Annotated in this window: 25 protein-coding genes; 18 read left to right on the forward strand and 7 right to left on the reverse strand. The window is 73.2% G+C overall.

Annotation, left to right across the window (positions count from 1 at the left end; translation table 11 throughout):
• Positions 1-196: 196 nt before the first annotated feature.
• The 10 genes from N4G63_RS07490 to N4G63_RS07535 all read left to right on the forward strand — a co-directional run bounded on the left by N4G63_RS07490 (position 197) and on the right by N4G63_RS07535 (position 7465).
• A complete protein-coding gene (locus N4G63_RS07490; RefSeq protein ID WP_260787716.1) occupies positions 197-517 on the forward strand; it encodes a BON domain-containing protein in 321 nt (106 codons plus the stop codon).
• 47 nt (positions 518-564) lie between these two features.
• Positions 565-780: a CsbD family protein gene (locus tag N4G63_RS07495; protein ID WP_260787717.1), complete on the forward strand. Its 216-nt coding sequence runs from the start codon at positions 565-567 to the stop codon at positions 778-780.
• A 222-nt stretch (positions 781-1002) separates the two neighbouring features.
• Positions 1003-1509, forward strand: a complete 507-nt coding sequence (locus N4G63_RS07500) for a pyridoxamine 5'-phosphate oxidase family protein (RefSeq protein ID WP_260787718.1) — start codon at positions 1003-1005, stop codon at positions 1507-1509.
• Between the two features lie 8 nt (positions 1510-1517).
• Entirely contained in the window at positions 1518-3629 is a 2112-nt protein-coding gene (locus N4G63_RS07505; RefSeq protein WP_260787719.1) for an AsmA family protein, read from the forward strand.
• Positions 3630-3701: 72 nt separating this feature from the next.
• Positions 3702-5114: a CHASE3 domain-containing protein gene (locus tag N4G63_RS07510; protein ID WP_260787720.1), complete on the forward strand. Its 1413-nt coding sequence runs from the start codon at positions 3702-3704 to the stop codon at positions 5112-5114.
• A gap of 182 nt (positions 5115-5296) precedes the next feature.
• A complete protein-coding gene (locus N4G63_RS07515; protein WP_260787721.1) occupies positions 5297-5461 on the forward strand; it encodes a DUF1328 domain-containing protein in 165 nt (54 codons plus the stop codon).
• A 129-nt stretch (positions 5462-5590) separates the two neighbouring features.
• A complete protein-coding gene (locus N4G63_RS07520) occupies positions 5591-5983 on the forward strand; it encodes a hypothetical protein (RefSeq protein ID WP_260787722.1) in 393 nt (130 codons plus the stop codon).
• 135 nt (positions 5984-6118) lie between these two features.
• Complete coding sequence (locus N4G63_RS07525) at positions 6119-6502, forward strand: hypothetical protein (RefSeq protein ID WP_260787723.1); 384 nt, start codon at positions 6119-6121, stop codon at positions 6500-6502.
• Complete coding sequence (locus N4G63_RS07530) at positions 6499-7173, forward strand: hypothetical protein (protein ID WP_260787724.1); 675 nt, start codon at positions 6499-6501, stop codon at positions 7171-7173. Before N4G63_RS07525 ends, N4G63_RS07530 begins: the two co-directional genes overlap by 4 nt.
• Positions 7160-7465 (forward strand): hypothetical protein, encoded by a 306-nt coding sequence (locus N4G63_RS07535; protein ID WP_260787725.1) that lies wholly within the window; start codon positions 7160-7162, stop codon positions 7463-7465. Before N4G63_RS07530 ends, N4G63_RS07535 begins: the two co-directional genes overlap by 14 nt.
• 111 nt (positions 7466-7576) lie before the next feature.
• Here N4G63_RS07535 and N4G63_RS07540 read toward each other — a convergent pair whose 3' ends face one another.
• Positions 7577-8014 (reverse strand): hypothetical protein, encoded by a 438-nt coding sequence (locus N4G63_RS07540; protein ID WP_260787726.1) that lies wholly within the window; start codon positions 8012-8014, stop codon positions 7577-7579.
• A gap of 69 nt (positions 8015-8083) precedes the next feature.
• Here N4G63_RS07540 and N4G63_RS07545 point away from each other — a divergent pair, with 69 nt between their 5' ends.
• The 3 genes from N4G63_RS07545 to N4G63_RS07555 all read left to right on the forward strand — a co-directional run bounded on the left by N4G63_RS07545 (position 8084) and on the right by N4G63_RS07555 (position 9811).
• On the forward strand, positions 8084-8890 hold the full coding sequence (locus N4G63_RS07545; RefSeq protein ID WP_260787727.1) for a Crp/Fnr family transcriptional regulator: 807 nt from the start codon (positions 8084-8086) through the stop codon (positions 8888-8890).
• Positions 8891-9008: 118 nt separating this feature from the next.
• The gene (locus N4G63_RS07550) at positions 9009-9188 is read left to right on the forward strand and encodes a hypothetical protein (protein WP_314599526.1); all 180 of its coding nucleotides are present in this window, start codon (positions 9009-9011) and stop codon (positions 9186-9188) included.
• A gap of 62 nt (positions 9189-9250) precedes the next feature.
• Positions 9251-9811, forward strand: coding sequence for a hypothetical protein (locus tag N4G63_RS07555; protein ID WP_260787728.1), 561 nt, complete (start codon positions 9251-9253; stop codon positions 9809-9811).
• Here the strand turns inward: N4G63_RS07555 and N4G63_RS07560 are convergent.
• Positions 9798-12905: an efflux RND transporter permease subunit gene (locus tag N4G63_RS07560; protein WP_314599527.1), complete on the reverse strand. Its 3108-nt coding sequence runs from the start codon at positions 12903-12905 to the stop codon at positions 9798-9800. The two genes, N4G63_RS07555 and N4G63_RS07560, sit on opposite strands and share 14 nt — an antisense overlap.
• Positions 12906-12918: 13 nt before the next feature.
• Positions 12919-14112, reverse strand: coding sequence for an efflux RND transporter periplasmic adaptor subunit (locus tag N4G63_RS07565; protein ID WP_260787729.1), 1194 nt, complete (start codon positions 14110-14112; stop codon positions 12919-12921).
• Positions 14113-14370: 258 nt separating this feature from the next.
• On the opposite strand from N4G63_RS07565, the gene N4G63_RS07570 reads away from it, so the two are divergent.
• Genes N4G63_RS07570 through N4G63_RS07580 form a run of 3 tightly spaced genes read left to right on the forward strand, consistent with a single transcriptional unit; the run spans position 14371 to position 17334 of the window.
• Complete coding sequence (locus N4G63_RS07570) at positions 14371-15240, forward strand: MipA/OmpV family protein (protein WP_260787730.1); 870 nt, start codon at positions 14371-14373, stop codon at positions 15238-15240.
• On the forward strand, positions 15240-15926 hold the full coding sequence (locus tag N4G63_RS07575; protein ID WP_260787731.1) for a response regulator transcription factor: 687 nt from the start codon (positions 15240-15242) through the stop codon (positions 15924-15926). Before N4G63_RS07570 ends, N4G63_RS07575 begins: the two co-directional genes overlap by 1 nt.
• Positions 15910-17334 (forward strand): sensor histidine kinase, encoded by a 1425-nt coding sequence (locus N4G63_RS07580; protein ID WP_260787732.1) that lies wholly within the window; start codon positions 15910-15912, stop codon positions 17332-17334. Before N4G63_RS07575 ends, N4G63_RS07580 begins: the two co-directional genes overlap by 17 nt.
• A 59-nt stretch (positions 17335-17393) precedes the next feature.
• On the opposite strand, the gene N4G63_RS07585 is transcribed toward N4G63_RS07580, so the two are convergent.
• The 4 genes from N4G63_RS07585 to N4G63_RS07600 form a co-directional block, all read right to left on the reverse strand.
• Positions 17394-19400, reverse strand: a complete 2007-nt coding sequence (locus tag N4G63_RS07585; protein WP_314599528.1) for a hybrid sensor histidine kinase/response regulator — start codon at positions 19398-19400, stop codon at positions 17394-17396.
• Positions 19397-20197, reverse strand: a complete 801-nt coding sequence (locus N4G63_RS07590) for an alpha/beta fold hydrolase (protein ID WP_260787733.1) — start codon at positions 20195-20197, stop codon at positions 19397-19399. The genes N4G63_RS07585 and N4G63_RS07590 overlap by 4 nt, the downstream gene beginning before the upstream one ends.
• A 228-nt stretch (positions 20198-20425) precedes the next feature.
• Positions 20426-21220, reverse strand: a complete 795-nt coding sequence (locus N4G63_RS07595) for a hypothetical protein (RefSeq protein WP_314599529.1) — start codon at positions 21218-21220, stop codon at positions 20426-20428.
• 107 nt (positions 21221-21327) lie between these two features.
• The gene (locus N4G63_RS07600) at positions 21328-21960 is read right to left on the reverse strand and encodes a hypothetical protein (RefSeq protein WP_314599530.1); all 633 of its coding nucleotides are present in this window, start codon (positions 21958-21960) and stop codon (positions 21328-21330) included.
• Between the two features lie 244 nt (positions 21961-22204).
• Between N4G63_RS07600 and N4G63_RS07605 the strand changes: the two genes are divergently transcribed.
• Together N4G63_RS07605 and N4G63_RS07610 are read left to right on the forward strand one after the other, a co-directional pair.
• Positions 22205-23437 (forward strand): zinc-binding metallopeptidase family protein, encoded by a 1233-nt coding sequence (locus N4G63_RS07605; RefSeq protein WP_314599531.1) that lies wholly within the window; start codon positions 22205-22207, stop codon positions 23435-23437.
• A 79-nt stretch (positions 23438-23516) separates the two neighbouring features.
• Positions 23517-26429 carry a hybrid sensor histidine kinase/response regulator gene (locus N4G63_RS07610; RefSeq protein ID WP_260787737.1) on the forward strand — a complete coding sequence of 971 codons (2913 nt, stop codon included), beginning with the start codon at positions 23517-23519 and terminating at the stop codon, positions 26427-26429.
• Positions 26430-26497: the final 68 nt, after the last annotated feature.

Consider the following 26497-nt stretch of genomic DNA (forward strand, 5'->3'; position numbering starts at 1 on the left):
TGTCCTACACGCAGCCGTCGGGTTGGCCGATGCCCGGCCCGCGGCCCGAAACCTAGAGTTGATTCATCGGATGCAGCCGACGCCAGAACACCACAACGGCAGCTGCCCCCGACCCACCGGCGCCAGGCCCACGAGCCCGGCAAAGCAACACGGCGACCCGCGCACCGCGCACGCCACAACGCACTGGAGCTTCCCCATGAACACCCGCCATGCCCTCGCCGCCATCGTCACCGCCGTGGCTGCCATCACCGTGCTGCCCGGCTGCGCCGTGACGCGCGGCCAGTCCACCGTCGGCGAGTACATCGACGACGCCACCGTCACCACCGCGGTGCGCGCCAAGTTCGTCGAGAACCGCGAGGTCGACGCCGCCGCCATCAAGGTGGAGACGCTCAACGGCGAGGTCATGCTGTCGGGTTTTGCCAAGGACGGCACCGAGCGCATGACGGCCGAATCGCTGGCCCGCGGCGTCAAGGGCGTCAAGGCCGTGAAGAACCAGATCGTGGTGCGCGCCAGCTGAGCGGCCGCCCGCAGCCACCCACCCATCCGAGCACGGAGATCATCGACATGAACTGGGACCGCATCGAAGGCCACTGGAAGCAGCTCAAGGGCAAGGTGCAGGAGCAATGGGGCCACCTCACCGATGACGATTTCGACGTCGTCGACGGCAAGCGCGAACAGCTGGCCGGCAAGATCCAGGCGCGCTACGGCGTGGCCCGCGACGAGGCCGACCGCCAGATCGACGCCTGGCAGGCCCGCAGCGACGAGCAGTGGTTCAACTGAGAGGCTGCCGGCGACCCGAAAGCCGGCGACCCGACTGCCGGTGAACCAGGCGCCGGTTCGACCCTGGTGAACCCACTGGCCAACCCACCGAATACGCAGGGCGACTGCGGCTTCACGTCCGGCCGGGTCGGCTGCGCGCCGCCCCGGCCGGCGTCTTTTTGAGGCCCCGGCCCAGCGCCCGACCCGCCCACCCCGATCCGCCATCCGACTGGAGCGCACCGCATGATTTCCGATGAAACGCTTGAACGCCTGGACCAGCTGCTCGATGGCGAGCGCGTGGCCATGCTCACCCGCTGGACGCCCGACGGCCTGCTGCACAGCAAGCCCATGACCGTGCTGCAGCACGACGCCGGTGGCGCGTTCTGGTTCTATGTGCGCAGCGTCGCCGGTCAAGACGACGACGAGGTGCAGTACCGCCATGTCAACCTGGCCTTCAGCAACCCCGACAAGGGCCGCCATGTCTCGCTGGCCGGCCAGGGCCGCATCGTGCGCGACCGGGCGCTGATCGAGTCGCTGTGGACGGCGGCCGCCAAGCCCTGGTTTCCCGATGGCCCGCAGGCGCCCGAGCTGGCGCTGCTGGAGATCATCCCCACCCACGCCGAGTACTGGGACGGCCCGTCCAACGTGTTCTCGCGCGCATTGGCCATGGCCGCGTCGATTGCCGCCGGCAAGCCCATCGGCCTGGGCGAGCATGCCGAGATCGACCTGACGGCCGGCGTGCGCCCTTGACCCCCGCCGTGTCCTGGCCACGCCGTGCGCTGGCCGCCGCGCTGGCCCTGGTGGCCGTGGGCGGCCTGGTGTTCGTGGCCGGCGAGTTGAGCGGCTGGCGCGTGCTGGCCGGGCCGGCCGAGCGCTGGCTGAGCGAGCGCGTGGGCCACCGCGTGCAGCTGGGCCGCGACGCTGACGACGAGAGCTTTCGCCTGAGCCTGTGGCGCGGCATCCGGCTGCAGGCCGGGCATGTGCGGGTTGATTCCTCGGCCTGGCCCGACGCCCGGGCGCTGGCCCAGGCCGATGGCCTGCGCCTGGTGGCACGCTGGCGCGACCTGCTGGCCTGGCGGCCGGGCGAGCCGCTGGCGCTGCGCCAGGTCAGCGCCGAGCGGCTGGTGCTGCACCTCGAGCGCCGTGCCGACGGCCGCGCCAACTGGACCCGCGCCGATGCCGCCACCACCGCGCCGGCCGACCCCGATGCCACCGGCGGCGCACCGGTCAGCGTGGGCATGCTCACCGCCCGCCAGGGCACGCTGACCTGGCTGGATGTGCCGCAGCGCGCCGATGTGCGCGTGCAGTTCGCCTTGAACGAATCATCCGCCGGCAGCGCCGCGCCGGGCGCCACGCCGTCCGCGCAAGGCCTGCAGGCCAGCGCCGAAGGGCACTACCGTGGCCTGCCGCTGCGCGCCCGGCTGCAGACCGGCACGCTGCGCCCCTGGCTCGACGACCCCGACGCGGTGGCCGACCTGGCCCTGCAGCTGCAGGCCGAGATCGGCCGCACCCGCGGCAGCTTTGCCGGTGCGCTGCGCGACCCGCTGCATGGCCGCGCGCTGCTGGGCCGCTTCACGCTCGACGGCCCCTCGCTGGCCGCCGTGGGCCAGCCCATCGGCGTGACCCTGCCCACCACCGCCGCCTTCCGCATGAACGGCCTGCTGGCCCTGCAGGGCCCGGTGTGGAATGTGGTGGTCTCGCGCGCCAGCATCGGCCAGAGCCTGCTGGACGGCGAGTTCCGCTACGACAGCCGGCGCCTGCCGCGGCCCACGCTGGCCGGCCGCCTGCATGCCAAGGCCCTGTGGCTGGCCGATCTGGGCCCGGCCATCGGCACCGGCACCGGCACCGGCCCCGTGGCCACCCCGGTGCGGGCGCCCGGCCGCGTGCTGCCCGACCGCCGCTTCGACCTGCCCTCGCTGCGCGCGATGGACGCCAATGTGCTGCTGCGCCTGGACCGGCTCGACTTCGGCACCCCCGCGCTGCAGCCCGTGGCCCCGCTCAACGCCCACCTCACGCTGCAGGACGGCGTGCTGCGCCTGGCCGAGCTGGAGGCGCGGCTGGCTCAGGGCCGGCTGTCGGGCAGCCTGCAGCTCGACGGCCGGCAGGACCGCGCGCTGTGGCAGGCCGATCTGCAGGGCCGCGGCCTGCGCCTGGCGCAGTGGCTGCGCGCGGTGCAGCGGCCCGGCCAGCCGCCCTATGCCGACGGCCTGATCAGTGCCCAGCTGCAGCTGCGCGGCAGCGGCCGATCCACCGCCGAGCTGCTGGCCAGCGCCGATGGCCGGCTGGGCCTGCGCTGGACCGAGGGCCAGGTCTCGCACCTGCTGATCGAGGCCGCCGGTCTCGACATCGCCCAGGGCCTGGGCCTGCTGATCAAGGGCGACGACAGCCTGCCGGTGAGCTGCGGGATCGCCGACCTGGCGGTGCGCCAGGGCCGCGTCACGCCACAGGCCCTGGTGATCGACACGCGCGACTCGCGGCTGTGGCTGGACGGTGCCCTGTCGCTGGCCGACGAGCGCCTGGCCCTGCGCGCCCAGGTGCAGCCCAAGGACTGGACACCGCTGGCCCTGCGCGCGCCGCTGCACATCGACGGCACGCTGGGCGCACCACGGCTGAGCCTGGACAAGCGCGCGCTGGCCGCCCGCGCCCTGCCGGCCGCGCTGCTGGCCATGGTGCACCCGCTGGCGGCGCTGATCCCGCTGTTTGACGCCGGCGAACCGGGGCCGGCCCAAAGCTGCGCGGCGCTGCTGGCCGAGATGCGCGGCCGCGGTGCCGGGCCCGCCGCCCGGCCAGGCGGCGCCGATGGCCCCGCCGCGCCGACACGCGGCGGCCCGACCGGCGGCCCGACCGGCGGCCCGACCGGCGGCCCGTGACGATAATCGGCCGATGAACCGCGCCCGCCGCCCCGCCCCGCAGCCCGGCCGCCGCACCGGCGCCGCTGCCGCATGCTGAACGGCGCGCCACCCGCCGAGGTGGACAACAGCGCCGGCCCGCCGCCGGGCCGCTGGGCCCAGGCGATTGAGCGGCTGCGGCGCAGCCCGGTGGCGTTTCCGCTGGCGGTGCTGGTGGCCGGGGCCATGCTGGCCATCAGCGAGCTGGGTTACCGCCAGTCGAGCGGCCAGCTCGACAGCCTGGTGCGCATGGGCCGCGACCGGCTCGAGCTGACAAAGATCAGCCGCAGCATCACCGACGCCGAGACCAACCAGCGCGGCTACCTGCTGACCGGCCGCGCCGACCATCTGGGCCCCTACCGCCAGGCGCGCGACGAGCTCGAGCAGCGCCAGCAGACGCTGGAGGCCAACTACCTCCGGCGTGGCCGCCAGGCCAGCCTGGCCGAACTGCGCAAGCTGCGCACGCTGATCGACGACAAGTTCGTCGAGATGCAGCTGGTGATCGACCTGCACGACCAGGGCCGCCACGAGGCCGCGCTGTCGATGCTGCAGTTCGACCGCGGCGGCGAGCTGATGCGCGGCATCCGCAGCCAGATCGACACCCTGCTCGAGAGCGAGAACCAGGCCATCGGCGCGGGCATCGCCTCGGTGTTCGACACGCTGATGCTCAACCGCATCGGCGTGGCCTCGATGTCGGCGATCAGCCTGCTGGTGCTGGGCATGTACCTGCGCCAGCGCCGCACCAACGACCTGCAGCAAGACGAGCAGCAGCGCCTGATCCAGGCCGAGCGCGACCGGCTCGAGGCCCAGGTGCAGCTGCGCACGCAGGAGCTCACCGAGCTGACCCGCCACCTCGAAACCGCCCGCGAGGACGAGCGCGCCCGCCTGGCGCGCGAGCTGCACGACGAGCTGGGCGCCCTGCTCACCGCGGCCAAGCTCGACGTGGCGCGCATGCGCCCCAAGATGCAGCAGGACCTGCCCGACCAGATGCCGCGCCTGGCCCATCTGGTGGAAACGCTCAACAGCGGCATCGCGCTCAAGCGCCGCATCATCGAAGACCTGCGCCCGTCCACCCTCAGCAACCTGGGGCTGAAGGCGGCGCTCGAGATCCTGTGCAACGAGTTTGCCGACCGCAGCGGCCTGCCGGTGGCCGTGGCCATCGAGGCGCTGCCGCTGTCGCCATCGGCCGAGCTCACCGCCTTCCGGCTGGTGCAGGAGTCGTTCACCAACATCGGCAAGTACGCCAATGCACGCCAGGTGAGCGTGTCGCTCGACATCGAGGACAGCTGGGCCCACCTGGTGGTGCGCGACGACGGCGATGGCTTCGACACCCGGCGCATGGGCCTCAAGAAGCACGGCCTGGTGGGCATGCGCTACCGGGTCGAGGCCGAGCAGGGCCGCCTGGTCGTCGATTCGGCGCCAGGCCGCGGCACGGCCGTGCAGGCCTGGCTGCCGATGACGCTGTGAGCCCGCGGGCGGCGCTGTAGTCCGCCACCTACGCGGCGCGGCCCCTCAGGCCGACAAGCACACCCGCCGCCGGCCGGCCGATGCCGCGCCCCCGGATGCCTAGAGTTCATTCATCGCGGCGGCAGTCGTCGCGACTTCCACCCAGGGCCCCCCCGCGGGGCCCGTGAACTCAGGAGATCGCCATGCTTCACTACGCCGTCGTGTTCTTCGTCATCGCGCTGATCGCCGCCCTGTTCGGCTTTGGCGGCATCGCCGCCGGTGCCGCCGGCATCGCCAAGATCCTGTTCTTCGTGTTCGTGATCATGGCCGTCATCACCTTCCTGATGAGCCTGGCCAAAAAAGCCTGAGGCCGGCCTGCCTGCCAGGCCGCCCCCCGCCCCCCCCCCCAGCGCTGTTGACCGCGAGCCAGAACCCGCTCACCAGCCCTGCCCGACCGTCTTGTTGACACCTTTGCCCAACCCATCGAGGACCGCACCATGAACGACACCCAGACCACCCTGCCGAACACCTTCGACACCATCGCCCAGCAGGCCACCAGCAAGGCCGATGCCGCCATCGACAGGGCCCGCAAGGCAGCCGACGGCGCGCTCGACACGCTGCAGGACAAGGCCAGCCACCTGGCCGCCGTGGCCCCGGGCACGCTCAGCCGCGTGGCGGCCCAGGTGGACGAGCTGACCCGCCGCGGCATCGACCGCGCCAAGGAAGCCTCGGACACCGCGCGTGAACGGGCCGCGCTGGCCGGTGACCGCACCGTCTCGTACATCAAGGACGAGCCGGTCAAGGCGGTGCTGATCGCCGCCGCCGCCGGTGCCGGCATTGCCGCACTGATCGGCCTGATCGCCCGCAGCAAGGGCACGGCGCGTCATTGAGCCGCTGACGGCCACTGAACGCCACTCACCGCCGCGGCCAGCCGCTGAGCCACCGGCCTATCGCCAGGCCCGGGCCAGGCCCAGGCCCGGCCCGCCCCGGCCCACGCCGCCCTCCTGATGCGCCAGAGCCCCGCCATGTTCCATCCACTGATCCGTCTGCTTGCCAGCAAGCCCCATCTGGTGGCCCAGCATCTGGGCGGTTATGTGGAGCTGGCCTCGGCCCAGGCGCAGGAGGCGGCGCGCTCGCTGCAGGGCCGGCTGGTGTGGTCGGCCGGGGCGGTGGCCGGGCTCAGCGCCGGCACGCTGCTGGGCGGTGTGGCGGCCCTGCTGGCGGCAGCGCTGCCGGTGTCGGCCATGCCGGCACCGTGGCTGCTGCTGGTCGGCCCGGCACTGCCGCTGGCGGCCGGTGCCGGCTGCGCCTGGATGGCCCGCCGCCGGCCCGTGGCCTGGACGCTCGCGCCGATGCGCGAGCAACTGGCGGCCGATGCCGCGCTGTTTGCCGAGGCCGACCCGTCATGAACCCGACTGCACTGCCGCTGCCGCCCGCGCCGCTGACGCCCGCATCCGCACCCATCCCCACCGCCGCTGCCGCGCGGCCCGCGCTCACGGCTGCGCCGGCTGAGCCGGCGGCAGCAGCGTCGCGCATCGAGCAGGCGCTGCTGTCGCTGCACAACTCGCGGCTGGCCTTGCGCGCCGAGCTGATCGAGCCGCCTTCCGCCACCGGCCCGGCGCGCCGCCACAAGGGCAACGCGCGCCTGTGGTGGCGGCGCCTGCGGGCCTGGCCGGCCGGCCGGCTGGCCGCCGAGGCGCTGCGCCACTGGTGGCAGCGCCACCCCTGGCAACCGCTGGGCGACACGCTGCTCACCCAAGGCCGCGAGCAGCTGTGGCCACTGCTGCGCCGCCACCCCTGGGCCAGCGTGGGCGCAGCCGCAGCCGTGGGCGCGGCCGTGGTCACGCTGCGGCCCTGGCGCTGGCCCTGGGTCGACCGGCAGGTGCGCCAGGCCCCCGGCCGCTGCTCGGGCTGGCTGCTGCGCCAGCTGGGCTCGCTGCCGGTGCAGGCCGCACTGGCCAGCCTGCTGGCCACGGCCGCGGCACGCCAGGCGCCGGCCACGGCCACCGGGCCTGCCCCCATGGCCGCTCCCATGGCCACCCCCGGCCCTGAACCCGGAGCCCCCCATGCCGCACACTGAGCCGCCACGCCGTCTGGACGGCGCCGAACGCTGGTTCTACGGCGGCGAGCCGCCGCCCGATCTGCTGGCCGACCTGATGGCCGACCTGCTGACGGATCAGCAGGTGGATCGGCAGGTAGACCGCCTGGCCGAACAGCCCGCTGAAACCCCGGCCGAGCGTCCGCACCCGGGCGACCCGCCCGCACCACCCGCAGCACCACCACCCGCAGCACCTTTGCCCGAGCGCGTGCGCGAGCCCGATTCACAGCGGGCGCCGCCGGTGCGCGAACCCGGCCCGGCTCGCCAGCAGTAAATGTTCCGCATCGAGCGGGCGCAGGGTGCTTCAAGCCACGCGGCCCTGCACCCGCAGGGCGCGTCGCGCTGCGCCGCCCTGGGCCCGCGCAGCAGGCTCATTCACCGCTTGTCAGTCAAGGTCTGAAGCCGCCAGCATGGCCATGAACAACTGGATGCGCTCCACCGCGCCCTGGCCCGGGCGCTGCAGCGCCGTGCCACCGCCGTCTTCGGCCAGGTAGCCCAGGCGGCAACGCCCCGGCTGCAGCGCCCGCAGCGGCGGGCCGACCACCCGCATCGGCACGGCCACCGGCGGCGACGTGTCGGCGCGCGCCAGCCAGGCCAGGTCGCTCAGATCAGGCGCCAGGTTACGCAGCATCTGGTGCAGGCCGTGCACGCTGTCGGCCTCGCCTTCCAGCAGCGCCAGCGTGCTGCTGCCGTTGAACAGCAGCGCCGCAGCCAGCGTGGGCTGGCGGCGCAGCGCGGCGCGGCAGGCCTCGCGCAGGGCCTGGAAACGGCCGATGGCCGAGGCCTCGTCCTGCGGAACGCAGATCAGACATTGAACAAACATGGCCCAGGCGCCGGGATGACGGCGCGTACACGACAGCGGCCGCACTCTAGAACCGGAGTTTTCACCGCCATGTCAAATGACACAGCCCACGCCGCTGCCCCGCACCAGCGCCCCGCCACGCGGGTGCCGGCGCCCATCAGCGATCCGCCCTGCGCCAGCTGTCCGCTGCGTGCGCTGCCCTGCTTTCAGCCGGTGCGCGCCGAGGAGCTGCAGACCATCGACCAGCTCAAGCAGGCCGAACTGCCCTTTGCCGCCGGCAGCACCCTGATCGCCGAAGGCGGCGACGACTCGCCGCTCTACACCCTGCTGCAGGGCTGGGCCTTTCGCGCCAAGGGCCTGGCCGACGGCCGCCGGCAGATCCTGGGTGTGCTGCTGCCCGGCGACTTCATCGGCCTGCAGCAGCGCATGACCGAGCGCAGCCAGCATGCCGTGCTGGCGCTGACCGATGTGCGCGTGTGCACCTTCCAGCGCGATGCCATCCGCCGCATCCACGAGCGCCTGCCCTCGCTGGCGATGGACCTGACCTGGATCGCCGCGCGCGGCGAAAGCCTGGTGGACGACCACCTGCTTAGCGTGGGCCGGCGCACCGCGCGCGAGCGCATCGCGGCCACGCTGCTGGTGCTGTGGCTGCGCACCGCGCGCCTGGGCATGCACCTGCCCGGCGGCGGCCTGCCATTGCCGCTGAAGCAGCGCCACCTGGCCGACCTGCTGGGCCTGTCGCTGGTGCACACCAACCGCAACCTGCGCAGCCTGGTGGCCGCCGGCCTGCTGCGCTTTGCCGGTGATGGCCTGATGCACATCGAAGACCCCGCGGCCCTGGCCCAGGCCGGCCAGCTGCGCTGGCCGATCGCCGTGCCCGATGTGCCGCTCATCTGACGCGGCAGGCGAGCCACCTGTCGGCCTGGGCCTACAGCAGGACAGGCGCCATGCCGGCACCGGCCGCCCGACCCGGCACGCACAGTCAGCCCATCAACACCGAAGGGCTGCAACCACCATGCTGACCACGATCGACTGGCTCTTGCCGCTGCTGGCCCTGGCGCTGGGTGGCGGCCTGATCCATCGCTACTGGCGCCTGGTGGCGCAGCAAGGCGCCGACGACGCCCTGCCCGACCCGGTGTTGATGGCCCTGCTGCAGGCCAGCACGCACCCGCACGGCCCGGCCCCCCGGGGCTGAGCCGGCGGGCGCAGGCCCGGCCATCCCACCATCACCACACACCACCCCCCTGAGGACTTGCCATGAACAACACCCGACGCTTCTCCCGCCTTGCCGCCACCGCCGCCGCCAGCCTGCTGCTGCTGGCCGGCCAGGCCCACGCCGCCAATTTGTCGAAGGAGGTCTACAAGGGCGCCAAGGCCGATCTGGAAACCATGTACCAGGCCCAGAAGAAGGCCTGTGACGCACACAGCGGCAATGCCAAGGACGTGTGCGTGGAAACCGCCAAGGGCCAGGAGAAGGTGGCGCTGGCGCAGCTGGAATACAACTACTCTGGCAGCGCCCGCGACGAGGCCAAGCTCTACCAGGCCCGCGCCGACGCGGTGTACGAGATCGCCAAGGAGAAGTGCGACGACGCCACCGGCAACGACAAGGACGTGTGCAACAAGACCGCCAAGGGCGAGCACGACAAGGCCAAGGCCGACCTGAAGCTGGCCAAGAAGGTGAGCGCCGCCACCGAAGACGCGCTCGAAGCCCATGTCAAGGCCGACTACAAGGTGGCGCGCGAGAAGTGCGACGCCCTGAGCGGCGACGCCAAGGACGTGTGCACGGCCAGCGCCAAGGCGCGCTTCAACCTGCGTTGATCGGTCGGTCGGCGCCGGCCTGGCTGCTGCCCGGCGCCGGTGCCCGGCGGCTCCAGCGCTGCAGGCGCTGCGCCAGCGTCTCGAGCGCCACGATCACCACCGGCACCACCAGCAGGCTCAGCAGCGTGGAGCTGATCAGCCCGCCGATGACCACGATGGCCATCGGCGCGCGAAAGCTCGGATCGCCGCCCCAGCCCAGCGCCAGCGGCAGCATGCCGGCGCCCATGGCCAGCGTGGTCATCACGATCGGCTGCGCGCGTTTGCGGCAGGCGTCGATCACCGCCTCGGTCAGCGCCAGGCCCTGCTCGCGGCGAGCCAGGATGGCGTAGTCGACCAGCAGGATCGAGTTCTTCGCGGCAATGCCCATCAGCATGATCAGGCCGATCATCGAGGGCATTGACAGATCTGAACCGGTGAGCGCCAGCGCCACAAAGGCGCCTGGCACCGACAGCAGCAGCGCCACCAGGATGGTCAGCGGCTGCACGAAGCTGCCAAACAGCAGCACCAGCACCGCATAGATGCAGACCACGCCGGTGAGCATGGCCAGGCCGAAGCCCCGGGCCAGCTCGGCCATGTCCTCGGCGTCGCCGGCGGTGTCGAGCTGCACGCCCGGCGGCAGTGCACGCAGGCTGGGCAGCGCCAGGGCCGCCTGGGCCACCTCGCTGAGCGGCTGCCCGTTCAGCTCCACCGTCAGCTGCACCACGCGGCGGCGGTCGCGGCGGCTGATCTCGCTGGCACCGCCCACCATCGCCAGCGTGGCCACACTGTGCAGTGGCACGCTGCCGCGCAGGCCCGTCACCGGCAACTGACCCAGCGTGACCAGGTCGCGGCGTGCGGCGTCGTCCAGCCGCACCAGCACCGGCAGGCGCCGCTCGCCCAGCGTGAGCTGGGCCAGGGCCGAGCTGCTGTCGCCCACGGTGGCCACGCGCAGGCTGTCGGCGATGTCGGCCGCGGTGATGCCCAGATCGGCCGCGCGGGCCGGGTCCAGCCGGGCCACCAGCTCGGGCTGCACCAGGCTGGCACTGGACGTGACCGCACCGATACCGGCCATGCCGCGCAGCTCGCGCGCGGCGGCGGCGGCGGCCTGTTCAAGCGCGGCGGCATCGTCGCCGGTGAGCAGCAGGGTGTACTGCTCGCCGGCTCCGCCCTGGCCTACCTGCACGCGCAGGCCCGGCAGCACGGCCAGCGCCTGGCGCAGCTGAGCCTCGATCTGCGGCTGGCTGAGGCCCGGTCGCTGGGCGCGCGGCGTGAGCCGCAGTGTCAGCACCGCCTGCCGCACCGAGGCGGCAGCCGCACCATCGTCGTCACCCTGCAGCGCACCCACCACGGTGTACACCGAACGCACCTGCGGCTGGCGCTGCGCGATCTGCCGCGCCTGCTCGGCCCAGTGCAGGCTGTCGTGCAGGGTGCTGCCCGGCGGCAGGCTCAGCCGCACCTGGGTCCGGTCTTCGTCGTCGGCCGGCATGAAGCCGGCGGGCAGGCGCGCCGCCAGCATCAGGCCGCCGGCCAGCAGGGCCAGCGCCAGGCCCAAGGTGAGCCCGCGGTGGCGCAGGCACCAGCGCACGGCCCGCAGGCCGGCACCGATCCAGCGCGGCTCGTGCTGCACTGCCGCGGCCGGCCGGCGCAGCAGGTGCGCGGCCATCATCGGCGTGAGCAGTCGTGCCACCAGCAGCGAGAACAGCACCGCGATGGCCGCCGTCCAGCCAAACTGCACGAAGTAGCGGCCAACCACGCCCTGCATGAAGGCCGTGGGTAGAAACACCGCCACCAGCGTGAAGGTGGTGGCCAGCACCGCCAGACCGATCTCGTCGGCCGCCTCCATGGCCGCCTGGTAGGGGCTCTTGCCCATGTTCAGGTGGCGCGAGATGTTCTCGATCTCGACGATGGCATCGTCAACCAGCACCCCCACCACCAAGGACAGCGACAGCAGGCTCACCGTGTTGAGTGTGAAGCCCAGCCCATGCATCAGCGCAAAGCTGGGGATCGCCGACAGCGGCAGCGCCACCGCCGCCACCGCCGTGGCCCGCCAGTCGCGCAGGAACAGCAGCACCACCAGCACCGCCAGCGCGGCGCCTTCGTACAGCAGGCTCAATGAGTCGTGGTAGTTCTCGCCCACGGCCACCACGGTGTTCAGCGTCTCGGCCAGCGCGATGTGCGGGTGGCGGGCCTGCAGCGCCTGCAGCGCGGCCTGCACGCCAGCGGCCACCGCCAGTTCGTCGGCGCCACGTGCGCGGCTGAGCTCGAAGCCAACCACCGGCCGGCCATCGAGCCGGGCCGCGCTGCGCCGCTCGGCCGCGCCATCGCTCACCCGCGCCACCTGGCCCAGGCGCAGCACCCGGCCATCGGCCAGCGGCAGCTCGAGCGCGGCCAGCGCCTGGGCCGTGGCGGCGGTGGCCTGCGTGCGCAGCGGCTGCTCGGCGCCGCCCAGGTCGGCACGGCCGCCGGCGGCGTCCTGCTGCACGCGGCGCAGCAGGCGTGACAGCTCGGCCGGCGCGACGTTCAGCGCCAGCAGACGCGGCGGATCGAGCACCACGCCGATCTGCCGCGTCACGCCGCCCACCCGACGCACCGTGCCCACGCCCGGCACGGCCAGCAGCGCCTGCGTGAGCTGCTGGTCGATGAACCAGGACAAGGCCTGCTCGTCGAGCTGCTGCGAGGCCACGGCATAGCCCAGGATCGGCTCGCCGGAGGTGCTGCTTTTCTGGATCACCGGCTCGCGCAGATCGGCCGGCAGGTCGGGGCGGGCGCGGGTCACCGCGTCGCGCACCTCGTCCAGCGCCTCCTGCAGGGGCTTCTCGAGCCGGAACTCGACTTTCAGGCTGGCCTGGCCTTCGCCCAGCGTGGCGTTGATGTGGCGGATGCCCTGCACCGTGGCCAGCGCGTTCTCGAGCGGGCGCGCCACCTCGGCCTCCAGCTGCGCGGCCGAGGCCCCGGGCCAGGCGACACCGACCGTCACCGTGGCGAGGTCCATGTCGGGAAAGTTCTGCACCCGCATCGCGGCAAAGCCAAGCAGGCCGCCCAGCGTGAGCAGCACGAACAGCAGGATGCCCGGCGTGGGATGCCGGATCGACCAGGACGAGACGTTCAGGGCCATGGCGCGGCAAGCCTCACTGCACGGGCGGCGAAGGCGATGCCGCAGGCGCGTGCGGCGGCGGCCCGTCGACCACCCGCACCCGGTCGCCATCGGCCAGGAAGCTGGCGCCTGCGGCGACCACGCGGCTGCTGGCGTCGATGCCGGCCAGCACCTCCACCCGGTCACCGGCGCGCCTGCCGATCGTGACCCGGGTCTGCACCACGCGGGCCCCGGCGCCCAGCGTGAACACGCAGTCGCCGCCCTCGCGCTGCAGCACGGCCGTGGCCGGCAGCGTGAGCGCCGCGGGGCCGGCGCCGATGTCGATGTCGCCACGCGCAAACATGCCGGCACGCGCCGCGCTGCCCACCGGCAGATCCACATAGACCAGGCCATTGCGGGTTGACGGATCGACCACCGGCGCCACGCTGCGAACCGTGCCGCGCAGCACCGGCCCGCCCACCGGCACCACGCTGACGGCCTGGCCCGGCGCCAGCTGCGCCAGCTGCGCGGCGGGCACCTCGGCGCGCCACTCCAGCCGCTGGCGCCGGATCAGGCGAAACAGCGCCTGCCCGGCCGACGGTACCGCGCCCACCGTGGCCAGGCTGGCCGAGATCACGCCATCGTCGGGCGCGCGCACCAGGCTTTGCGCCAGGCGCAACTGCTGGGCCTGCAACTGGGCCTGGGCGGCATCGCGCCGCGCCTGCGCCGTGTGCGCCGCCAGCTGGAACTGGCCGATCTGCTGGGCCGACATCGCACCGCTGGCCTGCAGCGCCTGGGCGCGGCCGGCATTGGCCAAGGCCTCGGCGGCACTGGCCTCGGCCTCAGCCCAGGCGGCGCGGCGGCTGGCCAGCTCGGCGTCCAGCAGCGCGGTGTCAAAGCGCGCCAGCACCTGGCCGCGCCGCACCCGGTCGCCCACCTGCACCAGCACCTCGGCCAGGCGCAGGCCCTCGCTGGTGCTGCCGATGCTGTTTTCCTGCCAGGCGGCGATGTTGCCGTTGGCCGCCACGCGCAGCGGCAGGCGCGCCGGCTGCGGCCGCGTGGTGAGCACGGCCAGGGCCGGCGGCCCGGCCGTGGCGGCCGCCGTGCCTGCCGGGCCTGCCGGGCTTGCAGGCTTGGCACTGGCCACGGGCGCCGCCTGGGCCACCTGCAGCAGCACGGCAAACAGGGCCACGGCCGCCACGATCAACTGGGCGGCGCAGTGCCAGCGGCTGGGGGTGGAGCGTTTCATGGTGGCGGCAAGGCCCGGGTGGGCGCACAAAGGGGCAGGAACCGACAGGGGCAACAACGGTCGGGGCGCCGGCATGGTCGCGGCGGCCGGCTTTCGGCACCCTTTCCTGCGCCGTTTCCTGCACGGCCTTGCGGCCCGTGGCCTGCACGGGGGCTGCGGCATCGGGCCGTGCCCGGCTGCCACCCAGCGGCCGGAAAGTGCGCCGTAAGAGTGGCGCGGCAAACATCGCGGCCTCGCAACCCACGCCACCCACGCCGCATGGCCACCACCCCTTCTCAGCGCGCAGACACTTCATTCCGCCCGGCACACTGGCTGCTGCCCAGCCTGCTGGCTGCCGGCCTGGCACTGCCGCTCAGCCATGCCCAGGCCCAGGCCCAGGCCGCCGAAGCCTCACCCGGCGGCGGCGCCAGCCAGGGCCGCGATGGCGATGGCGGCAGCGGCAGCCGCTGGGGCCTGGGCCTGGGCCTGGCCAGCACCCAGAGCCCCTACCTGGGCGAAGGGCGCAAGACCCGCGCGCTGCCGCTGCTGCGTTTCGAGAACGAGTACCTGAAGGTCGGCGGCCTGGGGCTCGAGCTCAAACTGCCCGGGGTGGATCTGGGCGCGGCCGGCCACCTGCGCTTTGGCGTGGTGGGCCGCCTGGAGCTGAGCGGCTACGAGGCTGACGACGCGCCCATCCTGTCGGGCATGGCCGAGCGCAAGGGCGGCCTGTGGGCCGGCGCACGTGCCGAGTGGGACGCCGGCCCGGCTCAGCTCAGCGCACAATGGACGGCCGACACCGGCGGCCACAGCAAGGGCAAGCGCTTCAGCCTGGGGCTCGAAAAATCCTGGCGGCTGGGCGCACGCACGATGCTGGTGCCGTATGTCAACGCCCACTGGCTGGACAGCAACTATGTCGACTACTACTACGGTGTGCGTGCCGCCGAGCAGCGCGCCGACCGACCGGCCCACCGGGGCGAGGCCGGCATGAACCTCGACCTCGGCCTGCGCACGATGCTGCGCCTGGATCGCCACCATGCGCTGCTGCTGGACGCGGGCGTCACCCGGCTGGCCAAGGAGATCCAGGCCAGCCCGCTGGTCGATCGCTCGCGCAGCCAGCGCCTGATCCTGGGCTACATGTACAACTTCTGATGCACCGCATCCTGCTCGTCGAAGACCACGAGCGGCTGGCGCGCCTGGTCAGCGGCGGGCTGGCCGCGGCCGGCATCGCGGTGGACGAGGTGCGGCGCATCGACACCGCCTGGTCGGCGCTGCAGCAGATGCCCTATGGCGCGCTGGTGCTCGACCGCGGCCTGCCCGATGGCGACGGGCTGAGCCTGCTCAGGCGCCTGCGCGACAGCGCGCTGAACATCCCCTGCCTGCTGCTCACCGCCCGCGATGCGCTGCACGACCGTGTGGAAGGCCTGGACGCCGGCGCCGACGACTACCTGCCCAAGCCCTTTGCGATGGACGAGATGGTGGCCCGGGTGCGCGCGCTGCTGCGCCGCCCGGCGGCCTGCCTGCCGCTGGCCGCCGGGCATGGCGACCTGCAACTGGAGCCGGCCCAGGGCCTGCTGCACTGCGGCGCCACGAGCGTGCCGCTGGCAGTGTCTGAAATGCAGATCATGCTGCTGCTGGCGCGCCGCGGCGGCGACACGGTGCGCCGCAGCACCCTGGAGGCCGCTGCCTGGGGCCTCAGCGAGGCGGTGACGCCCAATGCGCTGGACGTGGCCCTGCACCGCCTGCGCCGCAAGCTGCGCGAACTGGGCTCGCGCCAGCGCATCGCCAATGTGCGCGGCCTGGGCTTTGCGCTGCGTGAAGATGGCCTGGCGGAATAGTCTCGGCGTCAAGGTGATGCTGGCCTTCGTGGTTGGCGCCGCCCTGAGCGTGCTGCTGATCGTGGCGGCAGCCAGCGTGCTGGTGCACAGCAGCGGCAATGTGCTGGAGGGCATCGACGTGGCCGACGCGGCACGCGACATGTCCGACGAGCTGCGCTTCGATGCGCGGGGCGTGCCGGTGGGCCTGGGCAATGGCCACGACGACCGCGAGAAGGACTTCGGCCTGGCCAATGACTTCAAGCTCGACTGGATCTTCGAGAGCCTGCGGCAAGAGTCTGCCTACCGCGTGCTCGACGCGTCTGGCCGGGTGGTGCTGCTGTCGCCTGCCGGGGCTGCGTTCTGGCCCGATGACCCGGCGGCGCGGCGCCTGGCGCGCACGCGCTTTGAATTCGCGCACGCCGGCGTGGCCATGCGTGGGGCCACCGAGCCGGTGTGGCACCAGGGCCGCGTGTGGTATCTGCAGCTGGCGGTCAGCCGGCGCTTCCTGCACCTGATGTACGAGGCCTTTGCACTGCCCTTCACCGGCGCCAGCATCAGCCTGTTCACCCTGGTGCTGCTGCTGGTGTTCGGCCCATGCGTCTACCTCACGCTGCGTTATGCGCTGCGCCCGGTGCAGCAGTTGTCCGAGGCGGCGGCCGACATCTCGCCACGCTCGCTGCACGCGCGACTGGCGGCACCGCAGGTGCCGCGCGAGATCGCGCCGCTGGTCGACAGCTTCAACCGGGTGCTCGAACGCCTGGAGCGGGGCTACCGCATCCAGCAGGAGTTTCTGGCCACCGCGGCGCATGAGCTGAAGACGCCGCTGGCCCTGGTGCGCGCACAGATCGAGCTGGGCCCGCCCACCGAGCAGCGCGAGCTGCTGCTGCGCGACGTGGCGCACATGAGCCGCCAGGTGCAGCAGCTGCTGCATCTGGCCGAGGCCAGCGAGGCGCAGAACTACCGGCCGGGTGAGGTCGATGTGCACGAGGTGCTGCACGAAGCCGCGAGCTACCTGCAGCGCATGGCCGATGCCGCCGAGGTGCGGCTGGAACTGCCGCCACGGCCCCATCCCGAACGCTGGCGGGCCGACCACGGCGCGCTGTTCACCCTGCTCAAGAACCTGCTCGAGAACGCCGTGCAGCACACGCCGCCGGGCACCCTGGTGCGGGTGGAGCTGGCCGCGGGCCGGCTGTCGGTGCGCGACTGGGGGCCGGGTGTCTCGCCCGACGAGCTGCCCCTGCTGTTTGCGCGCTTCTGGCGCGGCCCGCACCGCCGCGACCTGGGTGCCGGGCTGGGCCTGTCGATCTGCCACGAGATCGCCCAGGCCCATGGCTGGCAGCTGCAGGCCAGCCGTGCCGAGCCCGGCCTGCGCATGGTGCTGTGCGCCCCGGGCATGGCCGCTGGCGCTGGCACGCAGCCCAGGGCCTGAGCCCGCCGCTGCGCCGACCACCGCGCGCCGGCCGGGCCCCTCGCCCCGGGGCCTGTGGTTCAGCGTGGCGCGTTGGCTGGCACGGCGGCCGCCGGCTTGAGCAGCGCGTCCAGCGCGGCCAGCGTGCGACACGTGTCCAGCGGCTTGGTCCAGTAGTCGACAAAGCCGCAGGCCAGGGCGCGGTCCATGTCCTGCTGGCGTGCGCCGGCCGAGACCATGATCGCCGGCACGGTCTGCAGCCCGTCGATCTGGCGCAGCGCGGCCAGCAGGTCGATGCCCAGGGTGTCGGGCAGGTGCATGTCGATCAGCAGCAGGTCGATGCCGCCGGCCTGCGCCATCTCGAGCGCCTGCGCCCCCGAGGTGGCGAGCTGCAGGCTGGTCATCGGGCGCATGCCGAGCACTGCCGACATCAGGATGCCGTTGACCTCGTCGTCTTCCACGTACAGCACATGGCCGCCGCTGACACGGCTGTCGGCGGGCGGCAGCTCGGCGGGGCCCGGCGGTGGCGGCGGTGCCGCCGGCGGCGCGCCCTCGCCGGCTGGCAGGCCGGCGTCGGCATGCATCAGGATCGAGAAGCGCGAGCCGATGCCGGGCTTGCTGCTCACCGCCATCTCGGCGCCCATCAGGTCGAGCAGGTGCTTGCTGATCACCAGGCCCAGGCCATGGCCGCGCACCGCGGTGTTTTCGGCGCCCAGCCGGTTGAAGGGCTGGAACAGCGACTCGCGCTGCTCGTCCGAGATGCCCTTGCCGCTGTCCTGGACGGTCAGGATCACGCCCTGCGCATCGCCCTGCACCATGAACTGCACGGTGCCGCCGGGCCGGTTGTACTTGATGGCGTTGGACAGCAGGTTGGCCAGCACCTGCAGCAGCCGGCGCTCGTTCGAGTGCACCCACAGGCCCGGCGGACACAGCGTGGGCAGCAGCTGCACCTGGGCCTCGGCCGCCTGCTGGCGCACGCCCTGCAGCGCCACCTCCAGCAGCGGCTGCAGCGCCAGCGGCTGCAGCGGCACGTGCAGCTGGCCGGTCTCGAGGCTGCTCACCTCCAGCAGCTCGTTGACCAGGGCCAGCAGGTGCCGGCCCGAGCTGCTCAGCACCGCCAGGCGGTCGCGCTGCTCGGCGCTGAGGTTGTCGGCGCGGTCGGTGGCCAGCAGCTGCGCAAAGCCCAGGATGCCGTTCAGCGGCGTGCGCAGCTCATGGCTCACGCGGGCCAGGAACTCGCTGCGCGCCTGGTGCGATTTCTCCATCGCCAGGCGGTCGGCCATGGCCCGCTCGAGGGCGCGCTTGTCGGTCACATCGGCGCAATGGCCATGCCACAGGGTCACGCCGTTGGCCAGGCGCCGCGGCGTGGCCCGGGCCTCGTGCCAGCGCGGCGCACCGCCGGGCGCAAAAACCTCGAACACCGCATGCCACTCCTGCTCGGCCTCGGCCGCCTGGCGCAGGTGGCGCGACAGGTTCAGCCGCGTGCCGGGGCTCAGCTGGCCCAGCAGGCGTTCGGCCGATTCGGCCACCTGCTGCGCGCTCACGCCATACATGTGGCGCACCGCCTCGCTGGTGTAGGTGAAGCGGCAGCTGCCATCGGCCAGCTGCATCAGCTGGAAGATCATGCCCGGCGCATGGTCGGCCGCGCGCTTGATGCGCAGCATCTCGTCCTCGATGCCGCGGCGCTTGCGCACGCTGGCCAGCACCATCTCGACGCCGCCCACCACGGCCGCACCCGGCTCGCTGGCCGGTGCCGCGCTGGTGTAGACCAGGGCGTCCAGGGTCTGGCCCTGGCCCAGGTCGAAGGCCAGCGAAAACTCCTCCACATTGCCATGCAGGCGCAGCAGCGGCTGCAGGTAGCTCTGGTACAGCACCCGCGAGGGCCGGCTGAGCAGGCTGTCGAAGGGCCGGCCGGGCAGCGTGGCCGGATCGACGCCCAGCAGGCGGCCGAGCGCCGGGTTGGCCGCCGTGACGATGCCCTTGGCGTCCAGGCGCAGCCAGCCGCAGGGCAGGCGCGCCAGCCCGACATCCGGCGCTGAAGAAGGCGCAGGTGAAGGCGAAGGAGGCGTCGCCGCCGGTGTGGTCACGTCTGCGCCAGATAGTCGCGGATCACGGCGATGGTCTCGGCCGGGTGGGTCATGTGCGGGCAATGGCCCGAGGCCTCGATCACGCGCAGCGTGCTCTGGCGCAGGTGCGCGTGCATGTACTCGCCCACCGCGCGCGGCGCGATGGCGTCGTCGGCGCACTGCACGATCAACGAGGGCCGGTTCAGCAGCGGCAGGTCGGCGCGGTTGTCAGCCAGGAAGGTGGCGCTGGCAAAGCGGCGCGCAATGTACGGATCGGCGGCGCAGAAGCTCTCCTTGAGCTCCTGCGTGCGCTCGGGGTCGTGGCCCGGGCCCACCACCACCGGGGCCAGAAAATCGGCCCAGCCGAGCATGTTGCTTTCCATCATGTCGAGCAGGCCGTCGATGTCGGCCCGTTCGAAGCCGCCCACATAGTCGGGCGGGTCGTTCAGGTAGCGCGGCGACGGGCCCACCAGCACCAGCCGCGACACCCGCTCGGGCGCCTGGATGGCGGCCAGGATCGAGATCACCGAACTGACCGAATGCCCCACCAGGATGGCATTGCGCAGGTCGGCATGCTCGAGGATGTCGACCAGATCGGCCGCATAACCGGCCAGCGTGGCGTGGCGCTGGTCGTCGTAGAAGGCCAGGTCGGACTTGCCGCAGCCGATGTGATCGAACAGCACCACGCGGTGCGTGTCTTCGAAGGCCGGCGCCACAAAACGCCACATCTGCTGGTCACAGCCGAAGCCGTGAACAAACACGATGGGCTGTTGGCCGCGGCCGGACACCACGACGTTGCTGCGTTTCAGAATGTCCATGCCGTGCCTCCGGTTTCATCGGGCGGCGCACGCATGGGCGCCTGTCATGCCAACCACCAAATGCTAAATTTGAAATCGACGCGGGCCGCAGTCTAGTGCAGACCGCAGGCCGCGTGGCATGTTTGTTGTGATGTCCGCACGCTCCCGCGCACGGCCATGCGGCGGCAGGCCGCGCGCCGCTGCGGCGCCGGCCCCGGCCAGGCGGCCGGGCCCACTGATCCGGGGCGCTCAGGCGGGTGGCGTGTACAGCCAGGCCAGGCCCGCGGCCGGGGCTGGGCCAGCCGGCAACCCAGGTGCTGAAATGAGCGACCATCGCCCGCCCTCGCCCGCCGCGGCGTGCGCTGCCGGGCCTGGCTGCCCCGTCTGGGCCAGCGCCGCCAGCAGCGCCGGGCCGATCTGCAGATCGGGCGCGGGCGGCGGGGCCAGCAGCCCGGCGGGCGCGGGCAGGGCGTCGGTGCGCGGCCCGGCCTGCAGCCACAGGCACCAGCCGCCGGCCTGACGTTGCAGGCGCGGCAGCAGGTGGCTGGGTTGCTCGAGCCGGTCGATGGCCTCGTACAGCAGGCCCAGCAACCGGTGGTGGGCGGCCGGCACGGCCACCTCGGGCACCTCGGGCGCCTCGGCTTGCTGGGCCCCGGGCGCGTCAAGCTGCAGCTCGTCGAGCCGGTGGCCGCGCATGGCCGCGGCCTGGCGCACCCAGGCTGCGGCCTGTTGCCACACCACCTGCAGCGGGCGCTGCTGCACCACCACGCCGTCCCACAGGCGCAGCTCGGTCAGCGCCGCCTGCGCCGCCTGCTGCTGCTCGGCCATGGCTTCGAACTGGGCCGCGGATTGCGCGGCGGCTGCCCCGGCAGCCGCCGCGCTGGCGCCCGCCTCGCCGTCGCGCAAGGCACGGCGGCGGGCCACCGCGAGCTGCAGCTTCAGCGCCGACAAGGCGCCCAGCACCTCGTGGCGCTGGGCAGGCAAGGTGCGGCGCAGGATGCGGTACATCGCCGCCTCGGCCAGCCAGCGGGCATCTTCGGACATCGTGCACTCCGGGGTGGCGGCGGGCCGCACCGGCACCGCCTGGCGCGGCACGCTAACACGTGCCCCGGTCCTGGCCGGGCCGGGGCCGCTCAAAGCCTTGCGCAGGCTCACAGCCGCTCGGCGCGCCGCGGCGCCTCGGCGCACCAGCTGTGGCTGCTGTCTTGCAGATGGGCCAGCACCGGCGCTTCCTGCGCCGGGCTGAGGCCATGCGCCAGCACCACGCTGTAGCCGCGGCGCAGCTTGCGCGCCACGGTCTCGTCAAAGCGGTGGCGGGGCTCGCGCCAGCCCATCACCGCACGGGTTGCGCCACCGGCCAGCGCACCGGCCAGCAGGCCCGGCCCCATCCAGGCGGTGAGCTCCACCGCCGGCTCGCTGGCCGGCAGCAGCAGCCAGGCCAGCGCGGCCACCAGGCCGCCCAGCAGCAGGCCGCCCAGCGCCGCCAGCAGCACCTGGCCGGCCTGCTGGCGCAAGCCCCAGTGCGGCCGCAGTTTCTGCCAGCGTTGCGCCAGCTGCGCGAAGCCGGCGCGGGTCAGGCCGGCCGGGTGGATCAGTGCCACCTGTTCGTGGTGGAGGCCGTGCAGCGCACCGAGCTGGGCGGCCACCGCCTGCGCCGTTTGCGCATCGCCATAAAAGCCCGCGGCACAGCGCACCAGACGCTGCGAGGGCGGCGGCCGGGTGTCCAGGCGCGCGGCGTCGCGGCTGTCCAGGCGGCTCACGAGACCCAATTCGACGAGGGGCATGACAACTCCGGAAGGCGGGGCGGGACGAGGCGGGATGAGGGGGCGGTGGGCAGCGGCAGGCGCTGTCCGGCGGCTGCCATGGATGCTAGAAACGGCCCGGGCGCCCGCGCTGTCGGGCGCCGCCCCCGGGCCTTGTCAGACAGCGCCGACACGCGCCGCGCCGGCCCGGCATGCGGTCTTGTCCTACACGCGGGCGCGGCGTGCTGAGCTTGGTGCGGCGGCACCCGGCAGCCAGCATGGCGGCATGACGCCGTTTCGATGTACCCAGTGCCAGGCCACGGTGTTTTTCGAGAACACCGAGTGCGTGCAGTGCCATGCCCTGCTCGGCTTCGAGCCCGCCGCCGGCCGCATGCAGGCCTACCGCGCCGACCCGGCCGCGCCCGCCGATGCCCCGCCACGCTGGCTGCCGGCGCTGGCCGGTGAACCCGCCACGCCCTGCCACAACCGCATCCGCCACCAGGTGTGCAACTGGATGGTTGACGACGCCGCGCAGGGCCACACGCTGTGCCGCAGCTGCCGCCTCACGCGCACCATCCCCGACCTGGGCGTGCCCGGCCATCTGCAGCGCTGGGCCCGCATCGAGCAGGCCAAGCGCCGCCTGCTGTTCGGGCTGGATCGCCTGGGCCTGCGCCCGCAGCCGCGCCGCACGCCGCCGGGGCCCGCCGGCGCCGGGCTGCCAGACATGGCGCCTGAGACCGCCACATCCGACACCGCCACGCCCGACACCGGCCTGTGCTTCGATCTGCTGGCCGACGCGGCCGATGGCGTGCCGGTGCGCACCGGCCACGACCGCGGCGTGATCACGCTCAACATTGCCGAGGCCGACGACGCGCACCGCGAGGCCGAGCGGGTGCGCCTGGGCGAGCCGCTGCGCACCCTGCTGGGCCACCTGCGCCACGAGGTGGCGCACTACCTGCAGTACCGCTGGATCGACGGTGACGCGCAGCGCAGCGCGCACTGCCGTGCGGTGTTCGGCGACGAGCGCGCCGACTATGCGCAGGCGCTGCAGGCGCACTACCGCCAGGGCCCGGCCGAGGGCTGGGCACAGCGTCACATCTCGGCCTACGCCAGCGCCCATCCGTGGGAAGACTGGGCCGAGACCTGCGCGCACTGGCTGCTGATCGAGGACGCGGTGCAGACCGCCACCGCCTGGGGCCTGCAGCTCGACGGCCCGGCCCCGGCCCGGCCCGACGGCCTGCACCCCGGCGAGGCCCGCGACACCGTGGCCCGGGTGCTGCAGCAATGGTTGCCGGTGGCGCAGTTTCTCAACGCGATGAACCGCAGCATCGGCGTGCACGACAGCTACCCCTTCCTGATGCCCCAGGCGGTGCTGGACAAGCTGGCCGCCGTGGCCGCCCTGCTGGGCGAGCCGGCGCCTCAGGCCGGCCCCCCAGCCGTGCCGCAGCCCATGCCGCAGCCCGCGATGCCACGCGCGCCGCAGCCCCCGCAGCCCCCGCAGCCGACTACGCCGGCCTGAGCGGCTGAAGCCGCCCGCACCGGCCGTGCCGCAGGCCCATGCCATGATTCCCACTGCCCTTCGCTGAAACGAGCCCCGCATGTTCCGCAACACCGGTCTGGCCATGCTGGATGTGCAGGCCATGTTCAACGCCTCGCCCAACGCCTATGTGGTGATGGACCGCGCGCTGGTGATCGTGGGGGCCAACCAGGCCTATCTGACGGTGACCGGCCGCGCCGCGTCCGAGCTGATCGGGCGCGGCCTGTTCGAGGCCTTTCCCAGCGCCCCCGATGCCGCCCACGGCCAGCAGCTGCGCCAGTCGTTCGCGCGGGTGCTGGCCAGCGGCCTGGCCGACCATGTCGCGCGCATCCACTACCCGATCACCCTGCCCGACGGCGGCCTGGGCGAGCAAGTGTGGAGCGCCACCCACATCCCGGTGTGCGACGGCGACGGCCGGGTCACGCACATCCTGCAGCACACCGAGAACATCACCGACCTCGAGGCCTGGCGCGCCCGCAGCCCGGCCGACGCGCCGGCGGTCACCGCCAGCATCCTGCGCCGCGCCGAGGCCAGCCAGGCCACCATCGCGTCGCTCAGCAACGAGCTGCAGCTGCTGCGCAGCATCTTCGAACAGGCGCCCGGCTTCACCGCCATCCTGCGCGGCCCGACGCACCAGTTCGAGCTGGTCAACACGGCCTACCTGCAACTGGTGGGCCAGCGCGAGCTGATCGGCCGCACCGTGCGCGAGGCCCTGCCCGAGCTCGACGGCCAGGGCCTGCTCGAGCTGCTCGACCAGGTGTATGCCGGTGGCCAGGCCCATGTGGGCCGCAACGTGGCCGTGCAGCTGCGCAGCGGTGCCGACGGGCCGCTCGAGGAGCGTTTTGTCGACTTCGTGTTCCAGCCGATCCGCCAGGCCGATGGCCAGGTGCGCGGCCTGTTCGTGCAGGGCCACGACCTGAGCGCCCAGGTCGCGGCGCAGCGGCGGGCCGACAGCGCCCAGCGCCAGGCCGACACCGCGCAGCGCCAGGCCGACACCGCGCAGCGCCAGGCTGACACCACCCAGCGCCGCTTCGAGACCCTGGCCCACACCCTGCCGCTGCATGTGTGGACGGCCCAGCCCGATGGCCGCATCGAGTGGTGCAACGGCCAGGTGCTTGACTACCTGGGCATGCCGCTGGACGAGGCCCTGGCCACCGGCTGGCTGGACATCGTGCATCCCGAAGACCGCGCCGTGTCGCAGGCCGCCTGGCGCCGCAGCCTGGACGACGGGCGCGACTACCTGGTCGAGTTTCGCCTGCGCCACCGCGACGGCGGCTACCGCTGGCACCTGGCCCGCGCCAAGGCGGTGCGCGATGCCGACGGCCGCATCACCCAGTGGGTGGGCTCCAACACCGACATCCACGACCAGAAGGCCGGCAGCGCGCTGCTGGCCGACCTGAACAATGTGCTGGCCCGCCGCGTGGACGAGCGCACCGCCGAGCTGGTGCGCACCCAGGACGCCCTGCGCCACAGCCAGCAGCTTGAAGCCATCGGCAGCCTCAGCGGCGGCGTGGCGCACGAGTTCAACAACCTGCTGCAGGTGATCGGCGGCAATCTGCAGATGATGGCCCGCGGCAGCCTGCCGGCCGACGACTGGGCCGAGCGCCTGGGCCAGGCCCTGGCCGGCGTGCAGCGCGGCGCCGACCTGTCGCGCCAGCTGCTGGCCTATGGCCGGCGCCAGCCGCTGCAGCCCGAGGTGGTGCGGCTCGACGCGCTGCTGCACGGCCTGCACGGCCTGCTGGGGCAGACGCTGGGCGAGCAGGTGCAGATCCACACCGTGGTGGCCGACGCGCTGTGGCCCACCCTGGTGGACCCGGCCAACCTCGAGACCGTGCTGCTGAACCTGGCACTCAATGCACGCGACGCCATGGCCGGCAATGGCCGCCTGACCATCGAGGCCTCGAACGCGGTGCTCGACGAGGCCTATGCCCAGGCCGTGCCCGAGGTGCAGGCCGGCGACTACGTGCTGATCGCCGTGAGCGACAGCGGCCATGGCATGAGCGAGGCGGTGCAGGAGCGCGCCTTCGAGCCCTTCTTCACCACCAAGCCGCGTGGCAAGGGCAGCGGCCTGGGCCTGTCGATGGTGTTCGGCTTTGCCAAGCAGAGCGGTGGCCATGTCAAGCTGTACTCCGAGCTGGGCCATGGCACGACGGTGCGCCTGTACCTGCCGCGCAGCAACGCCTCGGCGCCCTCGGCACCGCAACCGCGCCCACCCGCGCCGGCGCCCGACGCCGCGCCCGCGCGCCGCGGCCGCGTATTGGTGGTCGAGGACGACGACGCGGTGCGCGACACGGTGGTGGCCATGCTGCGCCTGCTGGGCCACGAGGTGACCGCCGCGCGCGACGGCAGCAGCGCCCTGCAGGTGATCGACAGCGCGCAGCCGATCGACCTGCTGTTCACCGATGTGGTGATGCCGGGCCCGGTGTCCAGCACCGAGCTGGCGCGCCAGGCGCAGCTGGCACGGCCCGGCCTGCGGGTCTTGTTCACCTCGGGCTACACCGAGAACGCGCTGCTGCACGGCGGGCGCATCGACGCCGGCCTGCAGCTGCTCAGCAAGCCCTACACCCGCGAGGCCCTGGCGCGCAAGCTCGACCAGCTGCTCTCGCCCGCCGGCATCGCGGCGCAGCGCCATGTGCTGCTGTGCGAGGACGACGAGCTGGTGCGCGACTCGCTGACCGAGCTGCTCACCGGCATGGGCTGCTCAGTCAGCGCCTGCGGCTCGCTGGCCGAGGCGCGCAGCGCGCTGGCGGTGCAGACACCCGACCTGCTGATCACCGACCTGGCCCTGCCCGATGGCCAGGGCCTGGATCTGGCCCGCGAGGCCCGTGCGCTGTCGGCGCGCATGCTGATCGCGGTGGCCAGCGGGCGCGGCGGCCGCGAGGCAGCGGCCCAGGTGCGCGACGCGCTGCACCTCGACAAACCCTTCGGCATCGACGATCTGGAAGACCTGCTGGCCCGCATGGCCACGGGCTGACGCCTGCGTTGGCAGTGGCGGTGGCCCGCGCGCCGCTCGGTCTGAGGCCCGCGGCGGCAGCGCCCGCG

The organism is Aquabacterium sp. OR-4, from assembly GCF_025290835.2.
GTDB lineage: Bacteria > Pseudomonadota > Gammaproteobacteria > Burkholderiales > Burkholderiaceae_C > Pseudaquabacterium.